Source organism: Bacillus sp. N13C7 (genome assembly GCF_026790065.1).
Lineage (GTDB): Bacteria > Bacillota > Bacilli > Bacillales > Bacillaceae > Bacillus.
This window is the reverse complement of sequence record NZ_JALAMO010000013.1, coordinates 89,973-109,338: the sequence shown is the minus strand read 5'-3', so window position 1 is coordinate 109,338 and position 19,366 is coordinate 89,973. Positions and strand designations below refer to the sequence as shown.

Annotated in this window: 21 protein-coding genes; 19 read left to right on the top strand and 2 right to left on the bottom strand. The window is 42.8% G+C overall.

All coding sequences use genetic code 11. The annotated features are described in order from the left end of the window. The first annotated feature begins 10 nt into the window (after positions 1-10). From MOB98_RS15055 to pstB (MOB98_RS15015), 9 genes are all read left to right on the top strand, one after another. The gene (locus MOB98_RS15055) at positions 11-493 is read left to right on the top strand and encodes a DUF456 domain-containing protein (RefSeq protein ID WP_268362464.1); all 483 of its coding nucleotides are present in this window, start codon (positions 11-13) and stop codon (positions 491-493) included. 180 nt (positions 494-673) lie between these two features. After that, positions 674-1,282, top strand: a complete 609-nt coding sequence (gene sodA, locus MOB98_RS15050; protein WP_064814232.1) for a superoxide dismutase SodA — start codon at positions 674-676, stop codon at positions 1,280-1,282. A gap of 105 nt (positions 1,283-1,387) precedes the next feature. Continuing rightward, a complete protein-coding gene (locus MOB98_RS15045) occupies positions 1,388-2,680 on the top strand; it encodes an MFS transporter (RefSeq protein ID WP_268362462.1) in 1,293 nt (430 codons plus the stop codon). Positions 2,681-2,793: 113 nt separating this feature from the next. Further along, entirely contained in the window at positions 2,794-4,944 is a 2,151-nt protein-coding gene (pbpA, locus tag MOB98_RS15040; protein ID WP_268362460.1) for a penicillin-binding protein 2A, read from the top strand. Positions 4,945-5,098: 154 nt separating this feature from the next. Then, positions 5,099-6,001, top strand: coding sequence for a phosphate ABC transporter substrate-binding protein (locus MOB98_RS15035; RefSeq protein WP_268362457.1), 903 nt, complete (start codon positions 5,099-5,101; stop codon positions 5,999-6,001). Positions 6,002-6,069: 68 nt separating this feature from the next. Next, positions 6,070-6,999 carry a phosphate ABC transporter permease subunit PstC gene (gene pstC / locus MOB98_RS15030; RefSeq protein ID WP_013308020.1) on the top strand — a complete coding sequence of 310 codons (930 nt, stop codon included), beginning with the start codon at positions 6,070-6,072 and terminating at the stop codon, positions 6,997-6,999. Next, on the top strand, positions 6,999-7,883 hold the full coding sequence (pstA, locus tag MOB98_RS15025) for a phosphate ABC transporter permease PstA (RefSeq protein ID WP_268362454.1): 885 nt from the start codon (positions 6,999-7,001) through the stop codon (positions 7,881-7,883). The genes pstC and pstA overlap by 1 nt, the downstream gene beginning before the upstream one ends. A 20-nt stretch (positions 7,884-7,903) precedes the next feature. Further along, positions 7,904-8,713 carry a phosphate ABC transporter ATP-binding protein PstB gene (pstB, locus tag MOB98_RS15020; protein WP_268362451.1) on the top strand — a complete coding sequence of 270 codons (810 nt, stop codon included), beginning with the start codon at positions 7,904-7,906 and terminating at the stop codon, positions 8,711-8,713. A 10-nt stretch (positions 8,714-8,723) separates the two neighbouring features. Continuing rightward, positions 8,724-9,506 carry a phosphate ABC transporter ATP-binding protein PstB gene (pstB, locus tag MOB98_RS15015; protein ID WP_268362449.1) on the top strand — a complete coding sequence of 261 codons (783 nt, stop codon included), beginning with the start codon at positions 8,724-8,726 and terminating at the stop codon, positions 9,504-9,506. A 30-nt stretch (positions 9,507-9,536) separates the two neighbouring features. On the opposite strand, the gene MOB98_RS15010 is transcribed toward pstB (MOB98_RS15015), so the two are convergent. Together MOB98_RS15010 and MOB98_RS15005 are read right to left on the bottom strand one after the other, a co-directional pair. Next, positions 9,537-10,001, bottom strand: coding sequence for a hypothetical protein (locus MOB98_RS15010; protein ID WP_268362446.1), 465 nt, complete (start codon positions 9,999-10,001; stop codon positions 9,537-9,539). Beyond that, entirely contained in the window at positions 9,998-10,351 is a 354-nt protein-coding gene (locus MOB98_RS15005; protein WP_003226272.1) for a hypothetical protein, read from the bottom strand. Before MOB98_RS15005 ends, MOB98_RS15010 begins: the two co-directional genes overlap by 4 nt. Positions 10,352-10,530: 179 nt before the next feature. Here MOB98_RS15005 and MOB98_RS15000 point away from each other — a divergent pair, with 179 nt between their 5' ends. The 10 genes from MOB98_RS15000 to MOB98_RS14955 all read left to right on the top strand — a co-directional run bounded on the left by MOB98_RS15000 (position 10,531) and on the right by MOB98_RS14955 (position 19,362). Beyond that, complete coding sequence (locus tag MOB98_RS15000; protein WP_268362444.1) at positions 10,531-11,001, top strand: hypothetical protein; 471 nt, start codon at positions 10,531-10,533, stop codon at positions 10,999-11,001. After that, positions 10,998-12,077 (top strand): glycosyltransferase family 4 protein, encoded by a 1,080-nt coding sequence (locus tag MOB98_RS14995; protein ID WP_268362441.1) that lies wholly within the window; start codon positions 10,998-11,000, stop codon positions 12,075-12,077. Before MOB98_RS15000 ends, MOB98_RS14995 begins: the two co-directional genes overlap by 4 nt. 83 nt (positions 12,078-12,160) lie before the next feature. After that, on the top strand, positions 12,161-12,310 hold the full coding sequence (rpmG, locus tag MOB98_RS14990; RefSeq protein ID WP_003153056.1) for a 50S ribosomal protein L33: 150 nt from the start codon (positions 12,161-12,163) through the stop codon (positions 12,308-12,310). Between the two features lie 84 nt (positions 12,311-12,394). Next, entirely contained in the window at positions 12,395-12,958 is a 564-nt protein-coding gene (locus MOB98_RS14985; protein WP_268362439.1) for a 5-formyltetrahydrofolate cyclo-ligase, read from the top strand. A 67-nt stretch (positions 12,959-13,025) separates the two neighbouring features. Then, entirely contained in the window at positions 13,026-13,199 is a 174-nt protein-coding gene (locus MOB98_RS14980) for a hypothetical protein (protein WP_087990719.1), read from the top strand. Positions 13,200-13,288: 89 nt separating this feature from the next. Beyond that, positions 13,289-14,812: a rhomboid protease YqgP gene (gene yqgP, locus MOB98_RS14975; protein ID WP_268362437.1), complete on the top strand. Its 1,524-nt coding sequence runs from the start codon at positions 13,289-13,291 to the stop codon at positions 14,810-14,812. A 114-nt stretch (positions 14,813-14,926) separates the two neighbouring features. After that, entirely contained in the window at positions 14,927-15,136 is a 210-nt protein-coding gene (locus MOB98_RS14970; RefSeq protein ID WP_268362434.1) for a YqgQ family protein, read from the top strand. A gap of 17 nt (positions 15,137-15,153) precedes the next feature. Continuing rightward, a complete protein-coding gene (gene glcK / locus MOB98_RS14965) occupies positions 15,154-16,119 on the top strand; it encodes a glucose kinase GlcK (RefSeq protein WP_268362432.1) in 966 nt (321 codons plus the stop codon). Positions 16,120-16,233: 114 nt separating this feature from the next. Beyond that, on the top strand, positions 16,234-18,150 hold the full coding sequence (locus tag MOB98_RS14960) for an LTA synthase family protein (protein WP_268367271.1): 1,917 nt from the start codon (positions 16,234-16,236) through the stop codon (positions 18,148-18,150). Between the two features lie 81 nt (positions 18,151-18,231). Beyond that, positions 18,232-19,362, top strand: a complete 1,131-nt coding sequence (locus MOB98_RS14955; protein WP_268362658.1) for a M14 family metallopeptidase — start codon at positions 18,232-18,234, stop codon at positions 19,360-19,362. The last annotated feature ends 4 nt before the right edge of the window (positions 19,363-19,366 follow it).

Here is a 19,366-nt window from a genome sequence, read left to right as displayed (position 1 = left end):
GATGGATTTTATGGACATATTGTATTGGCTGTTGATTGCGGCGGTATTTATCATCGCCTTTATCGGGCTGGTGTATCCCGTTATTCCGAGCGTAGTATTTATCGTTGCGGGCTTTGTATTGTATGGATTTTTGTTTTCATTCAGTCCGTATTCTTATATGTTCTGGCTCGTTGAAGCTGTTTTTGCAGCAGTATTATTCGCCGCGGATTACGTGTCTAATCTGCTTGGAGTAAAAAGGTTCGGCGGAAGCAAAGCTGCCATATGGGGAAGCACGATCGGCTTATTAGCCGGGCCATTCGTTATTCCGGTTGCGGGGATCATTTTAGGGCCGTTTATTGGGGCTGTTTGTGCAGAGCTTATCGTCCATCAAAAGGACGTAAAATCTGCGTTTAAAATCGGTTTAGGTTCTCTTATCGGCTTTTTAACAGGTGTTATTGCAAAGGGCATCATACAGCTTTTGATGATCGGATATTTTTTATGGACGGTGCTATAAGAATTACGGGCGGCAGGTTTAATTGAGCTAATTATCGGTTAAAGTGAAATATGTTCGCTGAAATGAGCCAAAACGTGAGCTTTTTCATTGATTACAAAGCGTTCTTTTGTTACATTGAATGAAGAAAGGCTCGCTGTGAAGCGGCATTTCAGTACATATATATATTAAGGAGGAATTATCATGGCTTACGAACTTCCAGAATTACCTTATGCATACGATGCTTTAGAACCGCATATCGACAAGGAAACTATGACTATTCACCATACGAAACACCACAACACATACGTTACAAATTTAAACAAAGCGGTTGAAGGAAACACTGCTCTTGCAAACAAATCAGTTGAAGAGCTTGTTGCAGATCTTAATTCTGTTCCTGAAAACATCCGCACTGCAGTCCGCAACAACGGCGGCGGACATGCGAACCACAAATTATTCTGGACACTTTTATCTCCAAACGGCGGAGGCGAGCCGACTGGCGCGCTTGCTGAAGAGATCAACAGTGTATTTGGAAGCTTTGACAAATTCAAAGAGCAATTCGCAGCAGCAGCGGCTGGACGCTTCGGTTCTGGCTGGGCATGGCTTGTTGTGAACAACGGCAAACTTGAAATCACAAGCACGCCAAACCAAGATTCTCCGCTTTCTGAAGGCAAAACACCTATCCTAGGTCTTGACGTTTGGGAGCATGCTTACTACCTTAACTATCAAAACCGCCGTCCTGATTACATTTCAGCTTTCTGGAATGTTGTCAACTGGGACGAAGTGGCTCGTCTATACAGTGAAGCAAAATAATGACACAAGCAAGGTCCTCATATGGGGCCTTGTTTTTTTATGTCTTCTTTTTACATATCTCGGTTTGAGTGAGACAGACTAAGGGATAGTAAAGGGGAGTCAGTCATGAGCAAACTAAAAAAAGTGATTGGTGATGTAGACGTAAACAAAGGGTTACTCTTTCTGCTGACCATTGGAGGGCTTTACTCGCTGGGAATTGCACTGTCCAATACATTTGTTAATGTGTATCTTTGGAAGCAGTCAGGGAAATTTATTGATTTGGCGATATATAATTTATCCATTGTGACAATGCAGCCGATAACCTTTTATTTGGCTGGGCGGTTAGCCAAAAAAATAGACCGGGTGTTCATATTAAGATTTGGCGTGATTTTTTTAGCAGCTTTTTATTTAAGTGTGCTCTTAGCCGGAGAAACGGCGGCCAGCCGTCTCGTGCTGATCGGCGCTGTGCTCGGAGTGGGCTATGGCTTTTATTGGCTTGCGTTTAACGTGCTGACCTTTGAAATAACAGAGCCTGATACGCGTGATTTTTTCAACGGATTTATGGGCATTCTGTCTTCCTCCGCAGGAATGATCGGCCCGATAGTAGCTGGATTTGTGATCTCAAGGCTTGAAAATAATACGGGTTACACTGTGATTTTCAGTCTCTCCCTCAGTTTATTTGCATTGGCTGTCGTGATGAGCTTTTTTTTAAAACGGAGAGAATCAAAGGGCCGTTTTATGCTGAGCAAAGTATTTGGAGAGCGACATAGCAATATGGATTGGCGGAGAATTACGAATGCGCATTTTTTTCAGGGCTTGAGAGAAGGGATTTTTGTCTTTTTAATCAGTGTATTTGTATTTATTGAGACAAACAGCGAACTGGCGCTCGGCACATTCGGTCTGGTCAATTCAGCTGTTTCCTTCTTTGCCTACTACTTTGCATCAAGGCTGATTAAGAAAAAGGCCAGAAAAAAATCAATTTTACTGGGCGGCCTTATTCTATATGGAGCGCTGTTTTTGCTTCTGTTTCATATGAGCTTTACCACATTATTGACGTATGGTGTTTTTATTGCGATCGGCTATCCTTTGTTGCTTGTTCCATATGTTTCACTGACATATGATGTGATCGGCCGGGCGAGACATGCGAGAAAAGCAAGAATTGAATATATCGTGCTGAGGGAAATGTTTTTAAACGCCGGCAGAATTGTCTCCATTTTATGCTTTCTCCTCATTGTGGCCCTCCTGAAGGAGGATATGGGCATTCCTTTGTCACTTGCTATATTGGGCTTAGGACATCCGCTCATTTATTACTTTGTCAAGGATATCCGTTTTAAGGAGAAAGAAGGGGAAAATGAAACCATGGAAGAAGACGGCCAAAAAAGGGTAACCGAACCGACTCTTTTAAAAGGCGAAAGATAATTTTTTGTCAAAAAGGGGTTATCTGTAGAAAAAAGTCGAAAAAACCTTTAAAATGAAAACTGGCACTCTTACTTGAGTGTCTTTTCTTTCTGTAAATAGAAAAAGGTGATGTTATGAGGAGAAATAAACCAAAAAAGCAAAATCATAAAGAGAAAAAGAAGTCGCTTCCGATCCGGTTAAATATTTTATTTTTAGCTGCCTTTGTTATATTTACCTGGATCATTGTGGAATTAGGCATTAAGCAGATCGTGCAAGGCGATGATTACAAAAATCAAGCCAATCAACAGGAGCAAAGTGAAGTCAGCTCAGCGGTGCCGCGCGGGAAAATTTATGATCGAAACTTTAATGCCATCGTGACAAATAAGGCTTTAAATGCAATCACATACACCAGATCTAAATCGACCACGCAAGAGCAGCGTCTAAAAATTGCAAAAAAGCTGTCTGATATGATTAAGGTTGACACAAAAAAAGTAACAGAACGGGATAAAAAGGATTATTGGATTTTAACTAGGCCGAAAGAAGCCAAAAAGTTGATTACCGCTAAAGAAAGACAGCAGGTTGAAGACAAAACTTTATCCGATGACGATTTATATCAGCTTCAGCTAAAACGGATTACTGATAAGCAGCTGAATGAACTGACGGATAAAGACATGCAAATCCTCGCCATCAAAAGACAGATGGATTCAGGATATGCATTGACCCCCCAATATATCAAAAACGAAGATGTATCAGCGAAAGAAATGGCAGTTGTAAGTGAACATTTAGACGAACTGCCTGGTGTTGATGTCACGTCCGATTGGGAACGTGAATATCCGTATAAAAACCTTCTTCGCTCAGTGCTCGGAAGTGTTTCCAGCTCTGATGAAGGGCTTCCGTCCAACTTGCTCGACCATTATCTATCACTTGGCTACAGCCGAAATGACAGGGTCGGAAAAAGTTATATTGAATACCAATACGAAAGCCTTCTGCAGGGACAAAAAGCAAAGGTGGAAAACATCACGGATTCAAACGGCAATGTCACGGGAACGAAAACCGTTTCTGAGGGCAAAGCCGGTAAAGATCTCGTACTTACGATTGACATTGATTTGCAAAAAGAAGTGGAAAAAATCATTGAGAAGAATCTCAAATCAGCTAAAGCAAGACCAAGCACTGAATTATTAGACCGGGCATTCGTTGTAATGATGGACCCGAGAAACGGTGAAGTGCTGACAATGGCGGGTAAGCAGATTAAACAAGAAAATGGGAAATATAAAATTGATGATTACGCGCTAGGAAATATGACGTCATCTTATGCCATGGGTTCGGCTGTCAAAGGTGCAACCGTGCTGACGGGCCTGCAAACCGGTGCCATCAACCTGAATACAGTGTTTCAGGATGAACCATTGTATATCGGACAGGATAAAAATGGTAAAAAATCATGGACGAACTTAGGACCGGTCAATATTCAAAGAGCCTTAGAGCAGTCTTCCAACGTATTTATGTTTAAAACGGCGATTGCACTCGGAAAAGGTGAATATAAACCGCATCAAGCTTTACCGATTGATACAACGGCCTTTGATACATTCCGGAATTACTTCAGCCAATTTGGATTGGGAGTTAAAACTGGAATCGATCTTCCGAATGAAATGACAGGCTATAAAGGTACAGACAGATTAACGGGATTCTTGCTTGACTATGCAATCGGCCAGTACGATACGTATACACCGCTGGAACTGGCACAATATGTATCAACGATTGCAAACGGCGGCTACCGGTTGAAGCCTCAGCTAGTAAAAGAAGTCAGAGAACCTAATGCTGAAAAAGGAATTGGTGCTGTCGTGCAGTCCGTTCAGCCGGAAGTGCTGAACAAAATCGACATGAAGAGTGAATACATTAAAGAAGTACAGGCCGGATTCAGACGAGTGATGACAAAAGGGACAGCTGCCAGCCAATTTGCGTCAGCATCATATCAGCCTGCCGGGAAAACAGGAACAGCACAATCGTTCTATGACGGGCCTGATAAATCAAAAACAGGAACAGCGACTTATAATACGACACTTGTCGCTTATGCGCCGGCTGATAATCCTGAAATTGCGATCTCTGTTGTAGTACCTTGGGCTTATATTGATTACAGCGCTAAATATACCATTACAAACGAAATCGGCAGAGAGGTAATGGATAAATATTTTGAGCTGAAATCGAAGCAGGACAAAGAAGATACACAGCAAAAGAATAAAGATAAAATCGAAGAAAACGCAGAAAACACAACGTCTTCTGATAACTAAAAAGAAACGCTCACATGATGTGGGCGTTTTTTTTATACAAAAAAACGCACTGATTTACAAAACCTTAACATTCGGTTCAAACCCTTTTTACATAGAACCTTTACTCTATACGTGTAGGACAAATTACACATTATACGCAGGGGGAATTCAGGAAATGAAAAAAAACAAATTGGTGCTTATGCTTCTGATGGCTGCTTTTATGATCATTGCAGCGGCATGCGGAAATGCGGGAGAAAGTGAAAAATCGAATAGCGATTCTGCAAAAGGAGAAGGAAAAGCATCAGGTTCTTTAACCATTTCTGGTTCATCGGCTATGCAGCCACTAGTACTTGCAGCCGCAGAAAAATTTATGGAAGAAAACCCTGATGCCGATATACAGGTACAAGCTGGCGGTTCTGGAACAGGGCTTTCTCAAGTCTCTGAAGGAGCTGTTCAGATCGGGAATTCGGACGTTTTTGCTGAAGAAAAAGAAGGCATCGATGCAAAAGCGCTTGTCGATCATCAAGTCGCAGTCGTTGGTATGGCAGCAGCTGTAAACCCTGATGCTGGTGTGAAGGATATTTCAAAAGATGAATTGAAAAAAATCTTCACTGGTAAAATTAAAAACTGGAAAGAGCTCGGCGGCAAAGACCAAAAGATTACACTTGTAAACCGTCCTGATTCTTCTGGCACACGTGCTACATTTGTGAAATATGCGCTAGACGGAGAAGAACCTGCAGAAGGCATTACTGAAGATTCCTCCAACACGGTGAAAAAAATCATTGCTGATACTCCTGGAGCGATTGGATATCTTGCATTCTCATATTTAACAGATGACAAAGTAACTGCTCTATCAATTGACGGTGTAAAACCTGAAGCGAAAAATGTCACAACTGGCGAGTATCCGATCTGGGCTTATCAGCATTCTTATACAAAAGGTGAAGCGAAAGATTTAGCTAAAGAATTTCTTGATTATCTAAAGAGTGAAGACATTCAAAAAAGCATTGTTACTGACCAAGGCTACATTCCGGTTACTGATATGAAAGTGACACGCGATGCCAACGGGAAGCAAAGCTGATCTTAATAAAAAGAGGAGTGCGGGGACAACCGTTTCTCCTCTTAACACATTCATAGGAGTGTAAAACAATGATAAACAATAGAGAAAATATGTCTGTGAGCGAGCGCTTAATCAGCTCTAGGCAAAATCGGCAATTGGATGAAGTTCGAGGAAGAATGATAGTGACAGCTTGTGCGCTTATTATGATTGCGGCATCTGTTGCGATTACTATTTTCCTCGGCGTTAAGGGGCTGCAATCTTTTCTTGTAAATGGTGTAAGCCCAATTGAATTCTTAACGAGCCTAAATTGGAACCCTACAGATACTGATCCGAAATATGGAGTGCTGCCCTTTATTTTTGGATCATTTGCAGTAACGATTCTTTCTGCCCTCATTGCTGCGCCGCTAGGTATTGCAGGTGCGATTTTTATGACAGAAATTGCGCCGAATTGGGGAAAGAAAGTGCTGCAGCCGGTGATTGAGCTTTTAGTCGGCATTCCATCTGTTGTTTATGGATTCATAGGTCTTACAGTATTGGTGCCGTTTATCGCCCAGTTCAAATCGAGCGGAACAGGGCACAGTTTATTGGCGGGAACGATTGTCCTTTCTATCATGATTCTGCCGACTATCACATCGATCTCTGCAGATGCAATGGCTTCTCTACCGAAGAGTTTAAGAGAAGGTTCTTACGCGCTTGGCGCGACAAGATGGCAGACGATCAGAAAAGTGCTTGTGCCTGCAGCTTTTCCAACATTAATGACAGCTGTTGTGCTTGGTATGGCACGGGCATTTGGTGAAGCTTTGGCTGTTCAGATGGTCATTGGAAATACAAGAGTATTGCCGGAAAGCCTGTTTGACACTGCGGGAACACTTACCACGATCATCACGCTGAATATGGGCCACACCACATACGGCAGTGTTGAAAATAATACACTTTGGTCAATGGGGCTTGTGCTTCTGGTGATGTCATTCTTGTTCATCCTGCTTATTCGCTACTTGTCATCTAGGAGGAAAGTGTAATGAACCGCAAAATAACAGATAAACTGGCGACTGGAATGTTTGGTTTGTGTGCAGCCGTTATCGCTGCAATTCTAGTAGGCTTGTTTTCCTATATTCTTATCAACGGTGTTTCTCAGCTCAGCTTCGATTTTATTACAACAAAATCGAGTGCGATTGCAGCTGGAGGAGGTATACGCGACCAGCTGTTTAACTCCTTTTATATTTTGTTTATTACAATGCTCATTACAATCCCGCTCGGTGTGGGCGGCGGAGTCTTCATGGCTGAGTACGCGCCGAATAACAAAGTGACTGATTTCATCAGAACATGTATAGAGGTGCTTTCATCTCTTCCGTCTATTGTCATTGGAATGTTTGGATTACTGATGTTTGTTAACTTAACAGGCTGGGGATATACGATCATAGGCGGGGCGCTTGCGTTAACTGTTTTTAACCTGCCTGTTATGGTGCGTGTGACAGAAGACGCGATCCGTTCAGTTCCTAAAGATCTGAAGGAAGCCTCACTCGCTTTAGGAGTTTCACGCTGGCATACTGTAAAAACCGTTTTAATTCCAAGTGCGATCCCTTCTATCATCACAGGGGCAATTTTAGCATCAGGAAGGGTGTTCGGGGAAGCGGCGGCCTTATTGTTTACTGCCGGTCTGACAACGCCACGTCTTAATTTTACAGAGTGGAACCCGTTTTCGGAAACATCGCCGCTTAATATTTTCAGGCCCGCTGAAACACTGGCGGTCCACATTTGGAACGTAAATACGCAAGGAATGATTCCGGATGCTGAAGCGATCGCCAACGGAGGTTCTGCAGTTCTGGTGATTTCTGTTCTTGTGTTTAATCTCGCAGCGAGATGGCTTGGCACGATGATCTATAAAAAGCTTACGGCAAATTAGAACGGGAAGAGGCGAAAAACATGTCTGAACAAATGGTAAAAGAAAAACCTGAGCGTGCTGTCATCGTTCCGAAGCAGCGCCACGTGCTCGAAGTGAAAGATCTGTCTATTTTTTATGGAAATAAGCAAGCAGTTCATCACGTGAACATGGATATAGAAAAGAATGCGGTGACCGCTTTGATTGGACCATCCGGATGCGGAAAGTCTACTTTTTTGAGAAACATTAACCGAATGAATGACTTAATTCCTTCTGCAAGAGCTGAAGGTGAAATCCTTTATGAAGGATTAAATATACTGGGTGGCAACATTAACGTTGTCAGCTTAAGAAGAGAAATCGGAATGGTTTTTCAAAAACCGAATCCATTTCCAAAATCGATCTATGCGAATATCACACATGCATTGAAATATGCAGGAGAGCGGAATAAAGCCGTTTTAGATGAGATTGTGGAAGAAAGCTTAACAAAAGCAGCGCTCTGGGATGAGGTGAAGGACCGTTTGCATTCATCTGCACTCTCGTTGTCAGGCGGCCAGCAGCAGCGTTTATGCATCGCGAGAACGCTTGCGATGAAGCCAGCTGTACTTTTGCTCGATGAACCAGCTTCAGCGCTTGATCCGATATCAAATGCAAAAATAGAAGAATTAATTACAGAACTGAAAAGCGAATACTCGATTATCATTGTTACGCACAATATGCAGCAGGCTCTGCGGGTTTCTGACCGGACGGCATTCTTTTTAAACGGCGAGCTTGTAGAGTACGGACAGACAGAACAGATTTTTACAAGTCCGAAGCAGCAAAAGACAGAGGACTATATTAACGGGAAATTCGGATAGGAGGGCGGCAATGAGTATTGCTACCGAAGCTGTAATGAAACACGAAGTCTATCAAGTCAATGGAATGAACTTATGGTATGGACAGCACCATGCTTTAAAAAATATCAATTTGAGCATTCATGAAAACGAGGTCACGGCGATCATCGGGCCATCAGGATGCGGGAAATCAACTTTCATCAAAACATTGAATTTAATGATTCAAATGACGCCGAATGTAAAGCTTGCAGGAGAGCTGAACTATAATGGCAGCAATATTTTAAAGGATAAAGTTGATATCGTGGATTTGCGAAAAAATATCGGCATGGTCTTCCAAAAAGGGAACCCGTTTCCGCAATCTATCTTTGATAATGTGGCTTACGGACCGAGAGTCCACGGCACCAAAAATAAAAAGAAGCTGCAGGACATAGTGGAAAAGTCATTAAAGGACGTGGCGTTATGGGATGAGGTGAAGGATCGTTTGCATTCATCCGCCCTTTCGCTATCAGGCGGCCAGCAGCAGCGTCTTTGTATCGCCAGAGCGCTTGCGACAAATCCTGATATTTTGCTGATGGATGAGCCGACATCTGCACTGGACCCCATCTCAACGAGAAAAATTGAAGAGCTCATTCTCGAGCTGAAAAATAAATATACGATTGTCATCGTTACACATAACATGCAGCAGGCAGCAAGGGTTTCTGATCAAACCGCCTTTTTCTACATGGGCGAGCTTGTTGAATGCGACAATACGAATAAAATGTTCTCTAACCCGCAGGATCAAAGAACCCTCGATTACATTACAGGAAAGTTTGGATGAAAAAAACAGGCTGACAGTCAGCCTGTTTTTTTATCGTGTTAACGTTTTTACGATCTTTTTGAAACTCATGTCTGATTTCACTTTAAACTCGCCGGCGCGGATTTCTTTGTGATAGCCGGCATCAATGACATAGTCATTAAAGTCTTGAGCCGAGGAGATGATGCCTTCTTTTTCAAGGATAGCCGAGACATCTGCAGTGCTCATGCCATCTTTAATTTTGAGCTTGTACGTTTTGACTTTGTCTGTTTTTGTGTCTGAGCTGCTGTCATCGGTCAACGATTTCTCTTTTGAATCAAGAAGTTTTTGATATTCATCACGGTTCACAGAAACCATTTTTTTAGAATCAAGGTAATTGGTCACGTCTTGCTCTGTTACTGTTTTACTTTCTTTTACAGCAGCGGCCTGATCTTCATCAGTCAGATAAAAAACAGCTGCAAGAACGGCTGTCGCTAAAATGATGCCGCCAGCAAATGCCTGAATGCCCCGTTTTGTCATACGAGCACCTTCTCGTTATCTTTAATAATCGTATTTACGTCTTCCACTGATACATGCTCAGCTTTAGCAATTGCTTCAGCAGACATGCCGTTATTATATTTAGAAAGTATCTGTTTGGCGATCTTTTGATTGATATCGCTATGCTTTGATTTGCGGATGACAAGGTTTGTTTCCAGTAATTCTTCCTCAAGCACTGTCATTTTCTTTTTGAGCTTGTAAATTTCCTGCATTGCAGAAAGCTGCAGGGTTTCGAGTTCCTGTTCTACATCTTTCATCGGATCTCTTTGAGAATATGAGAATGCAATTAGCGCTATACTGACGATAAACAACGCAATAATAGCAATTTCCACGTTTCATCACCTTCTATTCTTTTTTTATCCTTCTTTTTTATACCATAAAACCAATGGATTCTAAAGGAATTCGCGAAAAAAACGAGATTTTGTCGAGAAATCTTTCTTTGCTTCCTCTATATGTAATGGTTTAATAGGAACACCGAGTGAATGATAGGAAAGGAGAGTGTTAGGAGTCCATGGATAAATACCCACTACCCTATAATATACGACATGAACTGTCCTTTTTTAGGGATACATTCGACATGGCGATTCAAAACGCTCATACCTTGACCGTACGCTGGGAGATCTCAGAAGAAACAATGCGGCTGGCTGAAGCGGTGCTTTTTGAAAAACCTCAGGATATGATAAAAGAATTGCGCATTGTCATCAAAAGAAAAGGCATCGAAGCTGTCAGGACAAAACGCACAACGTATCATAAAGGGAAATGGACGATTGGCCATGCGGCGGGTAATGCTGTATATCGGGCTGAATACAAAATCATTAACTCAATGAATGTCTCCCTCAGGCTCGCCAATACAGGGGACATTTATCTTGAAGAAAATGGGGTTAGCGAGATAAACAGCTTTCAGCCTGGGGACGCGCGCAGCAGCTGGGAGAAGCAATTTTCTGCCTATACCTGTTACGAGAGAGGAGAAAACGAACGGTGAACGTTCTCATGCTGACTCTTGAACATCCTCAAGAGCCAAAAAGCGGGCTCGGTGTCCATTTAAATCGTCTTATTTCCTATCTAGAACCGCATATCAACATAACGGTTTGCACTCCAAGCAGGAAGATGTTTTCATATGAGCAGTTTGAAGATTTCATAGCTGATGCCAACTTTACAATGGTTCAGCATGTGTTATCCTGCAATGATCGTTTTGATCTGATTCATGCCCATGACGACACGACAGCCCCTGCCGCTCATGAATTGAAAAAGCGACTTGCTCTTCCATTTGTTGCGACAATCCACGGTCTTGAAAGCGAGAGGAAGAAGGCGTGCCAAGAAGCACCGCATCCATACCGGCTGCAGACCGAACGTCTCCTTATAGAATCCGCTGATGAACTGATTGTATTAAGCACTTTTATGAAACGGTCTCTTGATAAGACTGCATGTAAAAACATATCCGTTATCCCGAGCCCTGCATCTATGGAGGAAGAGAAGGGGCAAATTCCAAGGAGCATGAATAGAAGGTTCCTATTTTCTTTTGGAAGATTTGTTCCTGAAAAAGGGTTTTCACAGCTGTTAAAGGTGTTTGCAATCCTGAGGCAGCATCAGCCTGACCTATATTTGGTACTGGCTGGGGAAGGGCCGTTTCTGGCCTCCTATGAGAAATTGGCTGCGTCATTGAACCTCAAGAAACATGTCATGTTCCTGCCGTTTTTGGCTAGAAGAGATATCGGATCGTTTTTGTCTCACTGTGAACTGGCTGTTTTCCCTAGTTTTTATGAGCCGTTTGGACTTGCTGTACAAGAAAGCATGGAACAAGGTGCTCTGACTGCCGTGTCTCCGTCAGGCGGCTTTTGTGACTATGCGGTTCATGACAAAACGGCAATCACCCTCGATTTTACGCGCACACAGGAAGCCGCTGATCTGCTGGACAAGCTATTAAAGGATCAGAAAAAAGCCCGCCGGATAAAAGAAGCAGGCAGAGAACAGGTGATTAAACTTCATCATCCCCGGCTCATTACGGAATTCTATTTACAGCTTTATCAGCGTATCATTAATAATTCAGTAATTCATTGAAAAACAGCCTAGCATTCCGTCCATTATAGTGGTATTATATATAAGTCTGAATAAGTAAATGATTTTAGTTTGGAGGGAAAATAATGCGCGTTAATATTACTTTGGCTTGCACTGAATGTGGTGAGCGTAACTATATTTCTAAAAAGAACAAACGCAACAATCCAGACCGCGTTGAATTTAAAAAATATTGCCCACGTGATAAAAAATCTACGTTACACCGTGAAACAAAATAACAGCCCAGCTGTTTGAGGTGTAAGAAAAAAGCCAGAGCTTTGAAAAAGGTTCTGGCTTTTTTTCTATTCCGAGGGGGATGAGAGATGAAATCACAATTAAGAAAAAAGACGATGGAAGCCCTATCTGCTTTATCAAATGATGATTTTCTTCAAAAAACTTCGCGGGTGTACAAGCAATTGTTTTTACAGCCGGAGTGGGAAAAGGCAAGCACCATTGCCGTTACGATCTCCAAAGGGCTGGAAATACCGACTCGTCCCATTATTGAGCAGGCTTGGGATAAAGGGAAACGAGTTTGTATACCAAAATGTGATCCGGGCACGAAGAACATGCAATTTCGCTTATATCAGACCGATGATCAGCTCGAAACCGTCTACGCCGGACTGCTTGAGCCGGTGATTGAAAAAACAAAAGAAGTCAAACCATCACAAATTGACTTGATGCTTGTTCCTGGTGTTTGTTTTGATACTGACGGGTTTAGGATCGGTTTTGGCGGCGGATATTATGACCGTTATTTATGCAGTTATAAAGGGAAGACAGTTTCTTTACTTTTGGAGTGCCAGCTGTTTGCGCACGTTCCCCGCCTGCCGCATGACATTCCGGTACATAAGCTGATAACAGAGGATCGGATCATTTCTTGTTTTTCATAACTTTCCTGCACCTTATTCAAGAATAAATAAGAAAGAATAACAAACCCTATATGGCAGGAGGGATATGATGAAAAAACTTATGATCTATGCCATTTTTGCTGTTTCTGCCGTTATGTTTTATCAAAACCGCTACCGTCTCATGAATACCGTGCTCAGCCAGCCGGGAATCAGGCGGTCTTTTATCCATCTCTTTTTAAGAATTCCGTTTATCCGCAATAAGTTTATACAGCAAGCCTTCTAAAATCCCGTGAAAAACGGGATTTTTTGCTTTCAGTAGGCGTTCGGAGCGCCCAGCTGTTATAATGAAAAAAAACCATTGGAGCGGTAAACATGTATTTGTTGGAGTATACATATTGGAACATTGCGGCGCACCTAGTGAATAGCGGGTATGGTGTCATACAATCCGGTGAGTCAGATGAAATATGGCTGGAAGCACCCGGAAAGTCTTCTTACGATCTGGTTCGCCTTTATAGACATGATTTTGATTTTCGGCAAGAAATGGTAAGAGATATCGAAGAGCAGGCTGATCGAGTAGAACGAATTCGGGCGTCGCTTGGCAAACGCCAACTGAGGCTGCTGAATGTGCTTTTTTCAGCAGATGCTCCTGTTGATGCCTGGGAAGGGATCGCCGAAAAGACTTTTGAGAAGGGACCTGTATCAGTTGAGCCGGCGATCGTGAGGGGAACGATGCTCCGCGGTGATCTTCAAGCGGTTTTTCCATCATTTCGTGGAGAAGAATGCACTGAAGCCCATAATTCGTTCGAAGACGCACAAATGGCGAGAGAACGCTTCCTTTCGCTCGTGCGGAAACAAGAAGAACGAAGAAAAAATGAAGCGGCGGTTTTTCAATACGGAAAACCAATCTTTACATATTTATTCATTGCGCTTCAGATTTTGATGTTTTTCTTGCTTGAAATAAACGGGGGCAGCACAAATACAGAGACCCTGGTCGCTTTTGGGGCAAAGGAAAACAGTCTGATTGCAGCCGGAGAATGGTGGCGGCTTCTGACTCCGATTGTGCTTCACATCGGCATAGCGCATTTAGCTTTTAATACGCTTGCTTTATGGTCGGTTGGTACAGCCGTTGAGCGGATGTACGGATCAGGCAGGTTTCTGCTGATTTATCTGGCGGCTGGCATTACAGGTTCGATCGCGAGCTTTGTGTTCAGCCCGTATCCTTCTGCTGGCGCTTCAGGAGCCATATTTGGATGCTTAGGCGCATTGTTGTATGTAGCTTTGTCAAATCGGAAAATGTTTTTAAGAACCATTGGAACCAATATTATTGTCATTATTATTATCAATCTGGGCTTTGGTTTTGCGGTTTCGAATATTGATAATTCGGGACATATTGGCGGCTTGATTGGCGGCTTTTTCGCCGCTGCAGCAGTAGGATTGCCAAAAGCCGGAGCCTTGGGGAAAAGGTTATTGTCAGCAGTTGTGCTGATTGCTTTGGCGGCCGGTTTTTTATATGACGGATTGCATTCGCCCTCCCACCAGGAGTCAGCGCTGATTCAGCAGGCAAGCGAGCTGTATCAGGAAGGAAAGTATGAAGAAGTAACGGAATTGCTGAACGGGGAAGCAGAGCAAAAAGATGCCTCGGTCGATCTTTTGAAAATCCTGGCAGTTTCTGATATTCAAATCGGTGAATATGATCAGGCGATTTCCCTTTTGGAAAGAGCAGTGGAAAAAGAACCTAAAGACCATGCTTCATATTACAATTTAGCCTTGCTGTATGCGGAAAAAAATGAGCTTGCTCAAGCAGAGAAGGCCATCAAGTCGGCTGTAAAACTGGAGCCGAAGGAGCAGCGCTACAAAGAGCTTCAGCAGCAAATTGAAAATAATAAAGAATCATAAGGAATGGAATATGCCAAGAGGGAGGAGGCTGGCTTTTTTGTCAGCGTTTTCTTCTTGACTGGCTGCTTCCAGGTGAATACGCTTAAATAGTTAAGATCAAGAATGGTGAGGGAAATGAATACATTTTATGATGTGCAGCAGCTTTTAAAAACGTTTGGCCACATTGTTTACTTTGGAGATAGAGAGCTTGAAATTGAGTTTATGCTGGAAGAATTAAAGGAATTATACATGAATCATATGATTGAAAAGGAGCAGTGGGCCAAAGCGGCAGCTGTCCTTCGAAAAGAATTGGAGCAAACAAAAAAACGAAAAAGATTTATGTAAAGGCTAAGGTGATAATAATGGACGAGATATGGTTTGCGGGCATTGATCTGGGAGGAACGACGATTAAACTCGCTTTTATTAACCAATATGGTGAAATTCAGCATAAGTGGGAAGTCCCGACTGATAAAACCGGCGACACCATAACTGTGACAATCGCAAAAACAATCGACAGCAAGCTGGATGAACTGCAAAAACCGAAGCATATTCTCAAATACATCGGAATGGGCGCACCAGGCCCTGTGGATATGGCGGCAGGAGTCGTTTATGAAACGGTAAATCTGGGGTGGAAAAACTATGCGTTAAAGAACCATCTGGAGACAGAAACCGGCATTCCGGCTGTTATAGAAAACGACGCGAACATTGCTGCGCTCGGGGAAATGTGGAAGGGAGCGGGTGACGGCGCGAAGGACGTCATTCTTGTGACGCTTGGCACAGGAGTTGGCGGCGGCATCATTGTAAATGGTGAAATTGTACATGGCATAAACGGCGCCGGCGGGGAAATCGGCCACATTTGCAGCATTCCTGAAGGCGGAGCGCCGTGCAACTGCGGCAAAACGGGCTGTATTGAAACGATTGCGTCTGCTACAGGAATTGTAAGAATTGCAAAAGAGAAAATAGCAAATGCTAAGCAGACGACACGTTTAAAAGCAATTGAAGATTTGACAGCGCGGGATGTATTTGAAGCGGCAGGGGAAAGTGACGAAATTGCCCTTGAAGTCGTTGATTATGTAGCCAAGCACCTTGGTTTGGTGCTAGGAAATTTGGCAAGCTCGCTAAATCCGTCAAAAATCGTTCTAGGCGGCGGCGTATCGAGAGCCGGAGAACTGCTGAGATCTAAAGTCGAAAAAACATTCCGCAATTGCGCGTTTCCGCGTGCAGCCGCAGCGGCTGATATCTCAATCGCAGCACTTGGAAATGATGCCGGTGTTATCGGTGGCGCTTGGATCGCTAAAAATGAATGGCTGAAACACCAAAATTGTTAAATTTGTGTAAATGAAATTGATTTTTCGTTATGTTCAGGTTAAGATTTAATTTGATATGTTAATGAGAATGTTGGGAATAGACTGATTTTTTAGCGTGCTGCATAGGAGGTTGTAATGCGAAAAACGTTTTTTTCGAAGATTTCGTTTATGCTGATTGCCATTTTATTGATGTGGCTGAAAACGTATGCTGTATACAAAACCAGTTTTCATATTAAAATCGACAATCTGACGCAGGAATTTATTCTGTTTATTAACCCATTGAGCTTTTTGCTGCTTATTTTTGGCTTTAGCCTGTTTTTGAAAGGCAAAAACAGAAATCGCTACATTATCGCGATGAGCTGTCTTATCACGTTTGTATTGCTGGCTAATATGGTTTTTTACCGCTTTTACAATGATTTCTTAACAATCCCTGTTCTTTTTCAAACGAGCAATATGGGTGATCTCGGAAGCAGCATTGGAACACTTCTTGAGCCGACAGACCTCCTATTGGCAGTAGATATTGCGGTTTTAATATGGCTTCACATCCGGCAAAAAGCTTTTCAATCAGACAGTCCCTCTACGAAAAATGAACGGGCGGCTTATTTTCTGTTCGTTGCTTCTGTTTATTTCTTCAATCTGGGCTTGTCTGAGGCGGAAAGACCTCAGCTGTTGACACGCTCATTTGACAGGGAAATGCTGGTGAAAAACATCAGCCTGTTTAATTTTCATATTTACGACGGAGTTCTTCAGTCAAAGCAGTCCGCACAAAGGGCATTGGCTGACAGCAACAGCCTGACGGAAATTGAGAACTACGTAACCGCAAATGCGAAAGATGGCAACAAAAGCTTATTCGGCGCAGCAAAAGGAAGGAACGTCATCCTCGTATCCCTAGAGTCGACGCAAAGCTTTGTAATCAATGAAAAGGTAAATGGAGAAGAAATCACGCCTTTTCTAAATGACTTTATCAAAAAGAGCTACAATTTCAATAATGTTTACCACCAAACCGGCCAGGGGAAAACATCGGATTCTGAATTTATCGTGGACAATTCACTGTATCCGCTTGGACGAGGCGCCGTGTTTTTTACAAATGCGGGCAACGAATACGTTGCCGCACCTGAAATTCTGAAAAACAACGGTTATTATTCAGCTGTGCTTCACGCTAACAATAAAAGCTTTTGGAATCGGGATTTAATGTACGACTCATTTGGGTATGATTCGTTTTTTGATATAAACTCGTATGATGTAACTGACAAAAATTCAGTTGGCTGGGGGCTGAAGGATAAAGAATTTTTTGAGCAGTCTTCAGGGCTGTTGAAAAATCTGCCTCAGCCGTTTTATTCCAGGCTGATCACACTCACGAACCACTTCCCGTTTGATCTTGATGAAGAGGATCAATTGATTGATGAATATGATTCAAGCAGCCAAACGCTAAACAAATATTTCCCGACAGTGCGCTATCAGGATGAGGCGCTGAAACGGTTTATCGAAAAGCTGAAAGAAGACGGATTATATGATAACTCTATTATCGTATTATACGGTGATCATTATGGCATATCGGAAAACCATAATGATGCGATGGGACAATTTTTAGGGAAAGAGATTACACCATTTGAAGAAGTGCAGCTCCAAAAAGTGCCGCTTGTCATCCATATTCCCGGTATTACCGATAAAAAGCCGCAAACGATTGAAAAAGTAGGCGGACAGATTGATATCAGGCCGACGCTGATGAATCTTTTAGGGATTGATACGAAAGATCACATTCAATTTGGCAACGATCTGCTTTCAGATGAAAAACTGGACTTTACGGTGCTCCGGGACGGGAGCTTTATCACGGATGAGGTTGTATATACTGACGGTGTTTGTTATGACAAAGAGACCGGCAAGCCGCTAAAAGAGGCAAAACAATGTCAAGCATTTGCTGATAAAGCGAAACAGGAGCTATCACTTTCTGATGAAATCATTTATGGAGATTTATTGCGATTTTATGAGCAGAAAAGGCCGGACAATTCGTCAAAACGAAAAGAACCGCCAGTGCTTGATCAGGCATCGTAATCATAAAGCCTTCCGCATCAAAGTGAGCGGGAGGCTTTCTTTTTTTAAACACGCTGTCATATAGTAACAAAAAGGGGGATGATGATGGCGTTTATTACGGTGAAACCTGAGGTTAAGCACAATTTGGCAAGAGTGGCAAGAGAGCTGGAAATAGAGGAGGAACTCCTCAGAAGTGCAAATCGCTCGGCACAGAAGCATCAGTTGTATTGTCCTGGTTATATGATTGAAGAGCAAAACGATAAGGAGCTTCACACCATTCAGGACATAAAGAGCTTTTTACAGCCTCGGCGGCTAAGCCTTTCAGATAACTGGGTGGAGCAAGAAAAAATTTATGATGATTCAGCTGTTGAAAAGGAAATAAAGAAAATCATTGATGTGTTTCCGTTCGTCTCATGCCGGGAAATCGGTTGTTCTGTACTCGGCAGGCCAATTTTGGAGCTGAAGGTTGGTGGAGAGCATACCGGAAAAAAGGTCCATATGAACGCCTCATTTCATGCAAATGAGTGGATTACAACGTCTGTCCTGCTAAAATGGTTTAAGGAATATTGTATGTCATTATGCTGCAACTCGCCTTTCTCCGGTTTTTCTCCCATGAAGCTGTTCAGGAGCACAGCCTTATCACTCGTTCCGCTTGTCAACCCGGATGGCGTTGATCTTGTCTTGAACGGTTCAGAAGGCATGGGTGCCAGAAAAGAAGAGCTCGAAAGGCTAAATGGTCATCGGCCGAATTTTAATGAGTGGAAGGCGAACATAAACGGAGTCGATTTAAATAAACAATTTCCGTCATTATGGGAAATTGAAAAATACCGCAAGCCGCCAGCACCCAGCCACCGGGATTTTCCGGGGTTCTCCCCGCTTACGGAGCCGGAATCCATCACCATGTACCGGTTGATTACGGAAGATCCGCCTGACAGATTGCTAGCCCTTCATACCCAGGGAGAAGAAATTTATTGGGGCTATAAAGGTCTTGAGCCTGAAGAATCTGCTGCTGTTATAAAGGATTTTGAGGAGGTCAGCGGGAACATTTATAAAGGAGTAAGGGATATAGACAGCTATGCGGGATTCCGCGATTGGTTTATCCATCATTATTTTAAAGAAGGCTATACGGTGGAACTTGGAAGAGGACAAAATCCTTTGCCGTTTCAGCAGTTTTCACATATTTATAACGCGACAAAGGGCATTTTGTGGAGGGCGTTATTTTTTCATGAGTAACTGA

Coding starts and splice junctions, on each gene's coding strand:
- MOB98_RS15055 (WP_268362464.1), top strand. CDS start 11: ATGGACATATTGTATTGGCTGTTGATTGCGGCGGTATTTATCATCGCC.
- sodA (WP_064814232.1), top strand. CDS start 674: ATGGCTTACGAACTTCCAGAATTACCTTATGCATACGATGCTTTAGAA.
- MOB98_RS15045 (WP_268362462.1), top strand. CDS start 1,388: ATGAGCAAACTAAAAAAAGTGATTGGTGATGTAGACGTAAACAAAGGG.
- pbpA (WP_268362460.1), top strand. CDS start 2,794: ATGAGGAGAAATAAACCAAAAAAGCAAAATCATAAAGAGAAAAAGAAG.
- MOB98_RS15035 (WP_268362457.1), top strand. CDS start 5,099: ATGAAAAAAAACAAATTGGTGCTTATGCTTCTGATGGCTGCTTTTATG.
- pstC (WP_013308020.1), top strand. CDS start 6,070: ATGATAAACAATAGAGAAAATATGTCTGTGAGCGAGCGCTTAATCAGC.
- pstA (WP_268362454.1), top strand. CDS start 6,999: ATGAACCGCAAAATAACAGATAAACTGGCGACTGGAATGTTTGGTTTG.
- pstB (WP_268362451.1), top strand. CDS start 7,904: ATGTCTGAACAAATGGTAAAAGAAAAACCTGAGCGTGCTGTCATCGTT.
- pstB (WP_268362449.1), top strand. CDS start 8,724: ATGAGTATTGCTACCGAAGCTGTAATGAAACACGAAGTCTATCAAGTC.
- MOB98_RS15010 (WP_268362446.1), bottom strand. CDS start 10,001: ATGACAAAACGGGGCATTCAGGCATTTGCTGGCGGCATCATTTTAGCG.
- MOB98_RS15000 (WP_268362444.1), top strand. CDS start 10,531: ATGGATAAATACCCACTACCCTATAATATACGACATGAACTGTCCTTT.
- rpmG (WP_003153056.1), top strand. CDS start 12,161: ATGCGCGTTAATATTACTTTGGCTTGCACTGAATGTGGTGAGCGTAAC.
- MOB98_RS14985 (WP_268362439.1), top strand. CDS start 12,395: ATGAAATCACAATTAAGAAAAAAGACGATGGAAGCCCTATCTGCTTTA.
- MOB98_RS14980 (WP_087990719.1), top strand. CDS start 13,026: ATGAAAAAACTTATGATCTATGCCATTTTTGCTGTTTCTGCCGTTATG.
- yqgP (WP_268362437.1), top strand. CDS start 13,289: ATGTATTTGTTGGAGTATACATATTGGAACATTGCGGCGCACCTAGTG.
- MOB98_RS14970 (WP_268362434.1), top strand. CDS start 14,927: ATGAATACATTTTATGATGTGCAGCAGCTTTTAAAAACGTTTGGCCAC.
- glcK (WP_268362432.1), top strand. CDS start 15,154: ATGGACGAGATATGGTTTGCGGGCATTGATCTGGGAGGAACGACGATT.
- MOB98_RS14960 (WP_268367271.1), top strand. CDS start 16,234: ATGCGAAAAACGTTTTTTTCGAAGATTTCGTTTATGCTGATTGCCATT.
- MOB98_RS14955 (WP_268362658.1), top strand. CDS start 18,232: ATGATGGCGTTTATTACGGTGAAACCTGAGGTTAAGCACAATTTGGCA.